We start from the raw sequence: 6,552 nt of genomic DNA, 5'->3' as shown, positions 1-6,552 counted from the left end.
CTAATTCATATTCTGTGAAGTAATTTTTTTTACTTCCTAGATTTAATAGTAAGTTTTTTTTTTAAAAATATAAAATTACCAATTTAAGCAAATAAAATTTTGAGAAGGAAGTTAATTAATTTAGTTTAAATTTTTTAAAAACTTTTTCATTTCCAAGTCCAAATTTATTTAAAAAAATTTGACAAGTTACATTTAAATTAGACGTATTTTTTAATAGATGTTCAAAATTTATCGGACTTGGTTCAAATGCATGTATCTCTTTAATTTTAAAATTTTTTATAATTGTTTTGATGCTTTCTCCTCGATGTGAGCCAACATCAAAAAATACATCAATATTGTTTTTGAAAATTGATCTTAAGTGATTAAGAATTTTTTTTTTATGAAATTTATCAAATAATTCTAGTATAGAAGTTATCAAAAAACGCATTAATTTTTCTTGAAAAAAATTTTAATTAAATATATTAAAATTTTAAATCCATCTCTAAATTCATTTACTTTTTTTTTACCTGCTATTCTTTTTCTTTCAAAACTTGGCATGTCTGTAAATTGAATTCCTTTTCTTCTAGCTTTAATGGGAATTTCTACACACAGACAGAAATCATTAGAATTTAGGCTCAAAAATTTAAATGACTTTGATCTACCTAAAATATACGTAAAGAGAATATCTGATAAATTTAAAGAAAAAAAAATATTTCCAATCGAAGAAAAAAAATAATTTCCAATCTTAGTTAAAAGAGTGTCATCTTCGCTACCACTTTCATTACCCATGTATCTGGAAGCGAATACCAAATCAAAAGTAGAATTAACTTTTTTTAGCATATTATCTAAATATTTTGGATTAAAAGAACCATCAGCATTAAATATACATAAAAATTCTGTGGTCACATTATTTATCCCTTCAATTAATGCATTACCATAACCTTTGCCTGATTGATAAATTATTTGTAAATCATAATTTTTAATTGAATTAATTGTAGGCTCATCATTTTTTTCTAATATAACCATTATTTTACAATTATACTTTTTCAACTCATCCAATACACTAGGAAGTGATTCAGATTCGTCTTTGGCAGGAATGATTAATGTTAAGTTTTGCAAGTAAGTTTTAGTACAGATTTTATTATTAATTTTTTTTTAAAAATATATACTCTTGATAGTTTTTGCAAAGCTTAAAAATATTTTTGATATTTCATGTTCTGGATTTTCTTCAACTATTGGTTTTCCTTTGTCACCAAATTTTCCAACATCGGGATTAATAGGTACTTCACCTAAAAATTCCTTTTTAAATTCATTAGCTGTTCTTTTAACTCCACCTTCGCCAAAGATTGAATATTTTTTTCCATCATCACCCGTAAAGTGACTCATGTTATCTACTAATCCAAGAATTTTAACACCAAGTTTATCAAACATTTTTATTCCTCTTTTGACGTCTAGCAAAGCCACCTCTTGAGGTGTTGAAACAATAATTGCTCCATCCATTTTAATTTCTTGAGAAAAAGTAAGTTGTGTATCACCTGTTCCAGGAGGCATATCAACAATTATAAAATCTAAATCTTTCCAATTTACTTTTTGAGTAAATGTTTTTATTGCACTTGTAACCATTGGGCCACGCCATATCATTGGTGTTTGTTGGTCAGCAAGAAAACCAATAGACATACATTGAATGTTATATTTTGTAATTGGATCAAGTTTTTGTCCATCACTCTTTGGTTTTTCATTTATATCAAACATTTTTGGTATTGAAGGTCCGTATATATCTGCATCTAAAATACCAACTTTGCATCCAACTTTATTTAATGCTAATGCAAGATTCGTTGCAAAAGTAGATTTTCCAACTCCACCTTTTGCACTAGATATTGCAATTGTAAATTTCGTTCCTGAAATAGGGTTTTTCTTAAATACTTTTGGCTCCATTTTGCTTTTCATTGCGGCACTAAGTTCAGGTTTTTTATCTGGCATAATCTCTTCTTACCTTGTTTTTGAAATTTAAGACACTATATAGATAGTGTATGTCTGACAATTTTCAACAAAGAGGCGGTGGAAGCCCGTGGGGATCTCCTCCAGGGGGTAACGGTAATGGATCTGGACGAGGACCAACACCCCCAGATGTTGATAAAATCATTAAAGAATTTCAAGACAAGATAAAAAATTTTTTACCTGGTGGATCTGGTTCAGGTAGTAAACAAGCTATTTTAGTTTTATTAATTTTAGGATTTGTCTGGTTAGCAAGTGGACTTTATAGAGTATTACCAGATGAACAGGGTGTAGTGCTAAGATTTGGAAAATTTGTAAAAACTACTCAACCTGGGTTGAACTATCATATCCCGTTTCCAGTTGAGTCTGTGATTACGCCTAAAGTAACAAAAGTTAATAGAATTGATATAGGTTTTAGATCAGAAAGAGATAGCGGGTTTTCTACAAGTGGTGGAGTAGCAGATGTCCCTCAAGAAAGTTTGATGTTAACCGGTGATGAAAATATTGTTAACATAGACTTTTCAGTATTTTGGGTAATTAAAGATGCTGGAAATTTTTTATTTAAAATCCAAGACCCTGAGGGAACAGTTAAAGCTGCAGCAGAAACAGCTATGAGAGAAGTTATAGCCAGATCTGATATTCAGCCGATACTTACCGAAGGTAGATCAATAACTGAAACAGAAACTCAAGAAATTATTCAGAATATTTTAGATGAATACTCAAGTGGTATTCAAATAACTCAGGTTCAAACTCAAAAAGCTGATCCACCTGATCAAGTAATTGATGCATTCAGAGATGTACAGGCAGCAAGAGCTGACATGGAAAGATCTAAGAATGAAGCTGAGGCTTATGCAAACGATGTAATCCCAAGAGCGCGTGGAGAAGCTGCAAAAATTTTACAAGCTGCTGAGGCTTATAAAAAAGAAGTTGTAGCAAAAGCAGAGGGTGAAGCTAGTAGATTTATATCAATTTACAATGAGTATAAAAATGCAAAATCTGTTACACAAGAAAGAATGTATTTAGAAACTATGGAGAAAGTTTTAGCTGATATTGATAAAGTAATTATTGAAAAAAATGCTGGGTCAGGGGTAGTGCCATATTTACCTTTACCAGAGCTTAAAAAGAAAGTGACTAATTAAATGAAAGCAATGAAAATTATAGGTGGATTAATTGTAGCTATAGCAGTCTTAGCTTTCTTCTCTATTTTTATAGTTAAAGAAGTTAATCAGGCGATTGTTCTTCAATTTGGTGATCCAAAAAGAATTATTTCAAAACCTGGTCTAAATTTTAAAATTCCTTTCATTCAAAATGTTGTTTACTTAGATAAAAGAATTTTAAATCTTGATACACCACCAGAAGAAGTAATTGCATCAGATCAAAAAAGATTAATTGTAGATGCTTTCGCTAGATTTCAAATTATAGACCCACTTAAATTTTATATTTCAGTTGGAAATGAGAGAGTAGCAAGATCTAGATTAGCTACAATTTTAAATTCAAGAATTAGAAATGTTTTAGGTCAACAAGAACTTCAAACGTTGTTATCAGAAGACAGATCAAAACAGATGGCGTTAATTCAAGAAGGTGTAAATAAAGAAGCTCAAAATTTTGGAATTAAAATTAATGATGTTAGAATTAAAAGAGCAGATCTTCCTCAAGCTAATAGTGATGCAATCTTTAGAAGAATGCAGACTGAAAGGGAGAGAGAAGCAAAAGAATTTAGAGCGAAAGGCGCTGAAATGGCTGTAACAATTACATCTACAGCCGATAAAGAAGTAACAGTAATCTTAGCAGACGCAGAAAAAGAGTCTCAGATTATGAAAGGGGAAGGTGATGGTCAAAGAAATAAAATTTTTGCGGAAGCCTTTGGTCAAGATCCTGAGTTTTTTGCATTTTATAGAGCTATGCAAGCTTATGAAAAGGCATTAATCGGAGGAGAAACTTCTCTTATTTTATCTCCTGACAGTGAGTTCTTTAAATTTTTTGGAAATATAAAACCAAAAATTCAACAACAATAATTCTTCATAATATGAATGAGCTAGTAATAGCTTTTGGACTTTTTTTATTTATAGAAGGACTTTTATATGCCTTATTTCCATCAAAAATGAAAAGTATGTTGAAAAAACTAGAAATCATAGATGATAAACAACTTAGAACTGGAGGATTAATTTTTGCAATCTTAGGATTTGTAATTATTTACTTTATTAAACAATAATATGAAAACATTAAAAACATTTATAATCAGCTTTTTCTTAACATTATCAATTTCAACAAATTCTAATTCTAACTCAGTTCCAGCATCTTTTGCTGATTTAGCTGAACGATTAATGCCTTCAGTAGTAAATATTTCAACAACTACAACAGTTGTTTCAAATCAAAATCCATTTCCATTTCAATTTCCTCCAGGATCTCCATTTGAAGATATGTTTAAAGAATTTGGAACTCCTCAAGAGAGAAAATCAAGTGCTCTAGGCTCTGGTTTTATTATTGATAAAAAAGGTATTGTCATAACAAATAATCACGTGATCCAGGATGCAGATGACATTATTGTTAGAGTAGATGGAGATAAAGAATTCAAAGCTGATGTGATAGGGACTGATCCCTTGTCAGATATTGCAGTTTTACAATTGAATACAAATGAAACTTTCACACCTGTAAAATTTGGAGATTCAGATAAAGCAAGAATAGGTGATTGGGTTATTGCAATTGGTAATCCTTTTGGTCTTGGTGGCACAGTAACATCAGGAATTATTTCAGCTAGAAATAGATCTATCGGTCTTTCAAGATATGAAGATTATATTCAAACAGATGCTTCTATAAATTCAGGTAATTCTGGTGGTCCATTATTTAATATGCAAGGAGATGTTATTGGAATTAACACTGCAATACTTGGTAGAAGTGGTTCAATAGGTATTGGTTTTTCTATTCCATCAAACAGTGCAAAAGTTGTAATAGATCAGTTAATAAAATTTGGTGAAACAAAAAGAGGGTGGTTAGGTGTTAGAATTCAAGATGTAACAAAGGAAATTGCTGAGATTGAAGAATTGGATAAACCAAGAGGTGCATTAGTTGCAAGTGTTGCAGAAGGAAGTCCCTCTGATAAAGCTGGAATAGAAGCTGGAGATATTATTTTAGAATTTAATGGTAAAGAAATAAAAGAAATGAAACAGCTTCCAATTATTGTAGCTCAAACAGAAGTTGGAAAGAATGTTGAAGTAAAAATCTGGAGAAATAAAAAAGAAATATCTAAAAAAGTTAAGCTTGGTAGGCTAGAAACCTCTGAAGATTTTAAAGTAACAAAAAAAGCAACTCCAAAAGATACTATAGTTGAAGATCTTAAGATTACTGTAAAAAGTTTAACAGATGAAGATATTAAAACTAGAAATCTTCCTGAGGGAACAACAGGACTTGTAATCACTAAGATTGAAAATGACAGTCCATTAATTAACTCAATAAGAGTTAATAGCATTATTGTTGAAGCTCAAAAAAGAAAAATAAAAACTATTGGTGATTTAAAACAGGTTGTAAAACAAGTATTAAGATCAAACCAAAAGACTATTTTATTCGCGATTTACAATAATGAAAATCAAAGAAGATATATTGGTGTCAAATTAGATTAAATGAATCTAAGTTCTAAGATAGTTTTAATCTCAGGACCAACTGCATCAGGAAAATCTGAATTTGCAATTAAGCTAGCAAAAAAAATTAATGGTGAGATAGTTAATGCCGATAGTATGCAAGTTTATAAAGAACTCCAAATATTATCAGCAAGACCAAAAATAAAAGATTATCAAAATACAAAACATCATTTATATGGTTTTCAGTCAGTTAAAAAAAATTTTTCAGTTGGAGATTGGTTAAAGTTATCTAAAAAAAAAATTACAGAAATACAAAACAGAAAGAAAGTTCCCATTTTAGTTGGTGGTACAGGCCTATATTTTAAATCTTTAACAGATGGATTGATCAAGATTCCTAATATTCCTTTTAAGATAAGAAACAAAATTAGATTATTAAATAAAAAAATTGGTCAAGAAAAATTTTATAAAAAATTAATGATACTTGATAAAAAGATCAAAAATAAAATTGATCCAAATGATATACAAAGATCAATCAGAGCATATGAAGTAAAGTATCACACAAATAAATCATTAGTAGATTGGTATAAAAATACAAAATCAATTTATGATAAAGATAACTTTTTTAAAATTTACATTGATTATCCTAGAGAGAAACTGGTTGAACGGATATATGTTAGATCCAAAAAAATGATTAAGGATGGTGCGGTCAATGAGGTTCAAAAGTTTTTGAAACTAAAAGTCAAAAAAGACAAAACTGCAACTAAAGCAATTGGGATTAATGAAATTTCAGATTATTTGGATAAAAAAGCAGATTTAAATGAGATAATTACAAAAATTGCTATAAAGACCAGACAATATGCAAAGCGTCAATCCACATGGAGCAGAGGAAACATGTCTGATTGGATAAAGATCCAACCACATAGCCTTAATAGATTTTTAAAAAAAATTTAATTTTTTAATTCTAATTCTTGACCAAAGAGCACAACTTCAGCTAGATTGTGTA

Annotated in this window: 8 protein-coding genes; 5 read left to right on the top strand and 3 right to left on the bottom strand. The window is 29.6% G+C overall.

The window, feature by feature from the left end:
* Window positions 1-115: 115 nt before the first annotated feature.
* Genes ACTT9D_RS03875 through ACTT9D_RS03865 form a run of 3 tightly spaced genes read right to left on the bottom strand, consistent with a single transcriptional unit; the run spans window position 116 to window position 1,959 of the window.
* The gene (locus tag ACTT9D_RS03875; protein WP_440930543.1) at window positions 116-427 is read right to left on the bottom strand and encodes a hypothetical protein; all 312 of its coding nucleotides are present in this window, start codon (window positions 425-427) and stop codon (window positions 116-118) included.
* The gene (locus ACTT9D_RS03870; protein ID WP_440930542.1) at window positions 427-1,098 is read right to left on the bottom strand and encodes a glycosyltransferase; all 672 of its coding nucleotides are present in this window, start codon (window positions 1,096-1,098) and stop codon (window positions 427-429) included. The genes ACTT9D_RS03875 and ACTT9D_RS03870 overlap by 1 nt, the downstream gene beginning before the upstream one ends.
* Before the next feature lie 36 nt (window positions 1,099-1,134).
* Window positions 1,135-1,959: an Mrp/NBP35 family ATP-binding protein gene (locus tag ACTT9D_RS03865; protein WP_440930541.1), complete on the bottom strand. Its 825-nt coding sequence runs from the start codon at window positions 1,957-1,959 to the stop codon at window positions 1,135-1,137.
* A 50-nt stretch (window positions 1,960-2,009) separates the two neighbouring features.
* On the opposite strand from ACTT9D_RS03865, the gene hflK reads away from it, so the two are divergent.
* Genes hflK through miaA form a run of 5 tightly spaced genes read left to right on the top strand, consistent with a single transcriptional unit; the run spans window position 2,010 to window position 6,500 of the window.
* Window positions 2,010-3,113: an FtsH protease activity modulator HflK gene (hflK, locus tag ACTT9D_RS03860; protein WP_440930540.1), complete on the top strand. Its 1,104-nt coding sequence runs from the start codon at window positions 2,010-2,012 to the stop codon at window positions 3,111-3,113.
* Entirely contained in the window at window positions 3,114-3,989 is an 876-nt protein-coding gene (gene hflC / locus ACTT9D_RS03855) for a protease modulator HflC (RefSeq protein WP_440930539.1), read from the top strand.
* An 11-nt stretch (window positions 3,990-4,000) separates the two neighbouring features.
* Window positions 4,001-4,186: a DUF2065 domain-containing protein gene (locus ACTT9D_RS03850; protein WP_440930538.1), complete on the top strand. Its 186-nt coding sequence runs from the start codon at window positions 4,001-4,003 to the stop codon at window positions 4,184-4,186.
* 1 nt (window position 4,187) lies between these two features.
* Window positions 4,188-5,591: a Do family serine endopeptidase gene (locus ACTT9D_RS03845; protein ID WP_440930537.1), complete on the top strand. Its 1,404-nt coding sequence runs from the start codon at window positions 4,188-4,190 to the stop codon at window positions 5,589-5,591.
* The gene (gene miaA / locus ACTT9D_RS03840) at window positions 5,592-6,500 is read left to right on the top strand and encodes a tRNA (adenosine(37)-N6)-dimethylallyltransferase MiaA (RefSeq protein WP_440930536.1); all 909 of its coding nucleotides are present in this window, start codon (window positions 5,592-5,594) and stop codon (window positions 6,498-6,500) included. It begins immediately after the preceding gene.
* Window positions 6,501-6,552: the final 52 nt, after the last annotated feature.

Origin of the sequence: Candidatus Pelagibacter sp. (assembly GCF_052049815.1) — a bacterium.
In the GTDB taxonomy this organism is placed as follows: Bacteria; Pseudomonadota; Alphaproteobacteria; order Pelagibacterales; family Pelagibacteraceae; genus Pelagibacter.
This window is presented reverse-complemented; position numbering and strand designations above follow the sequence as displayed.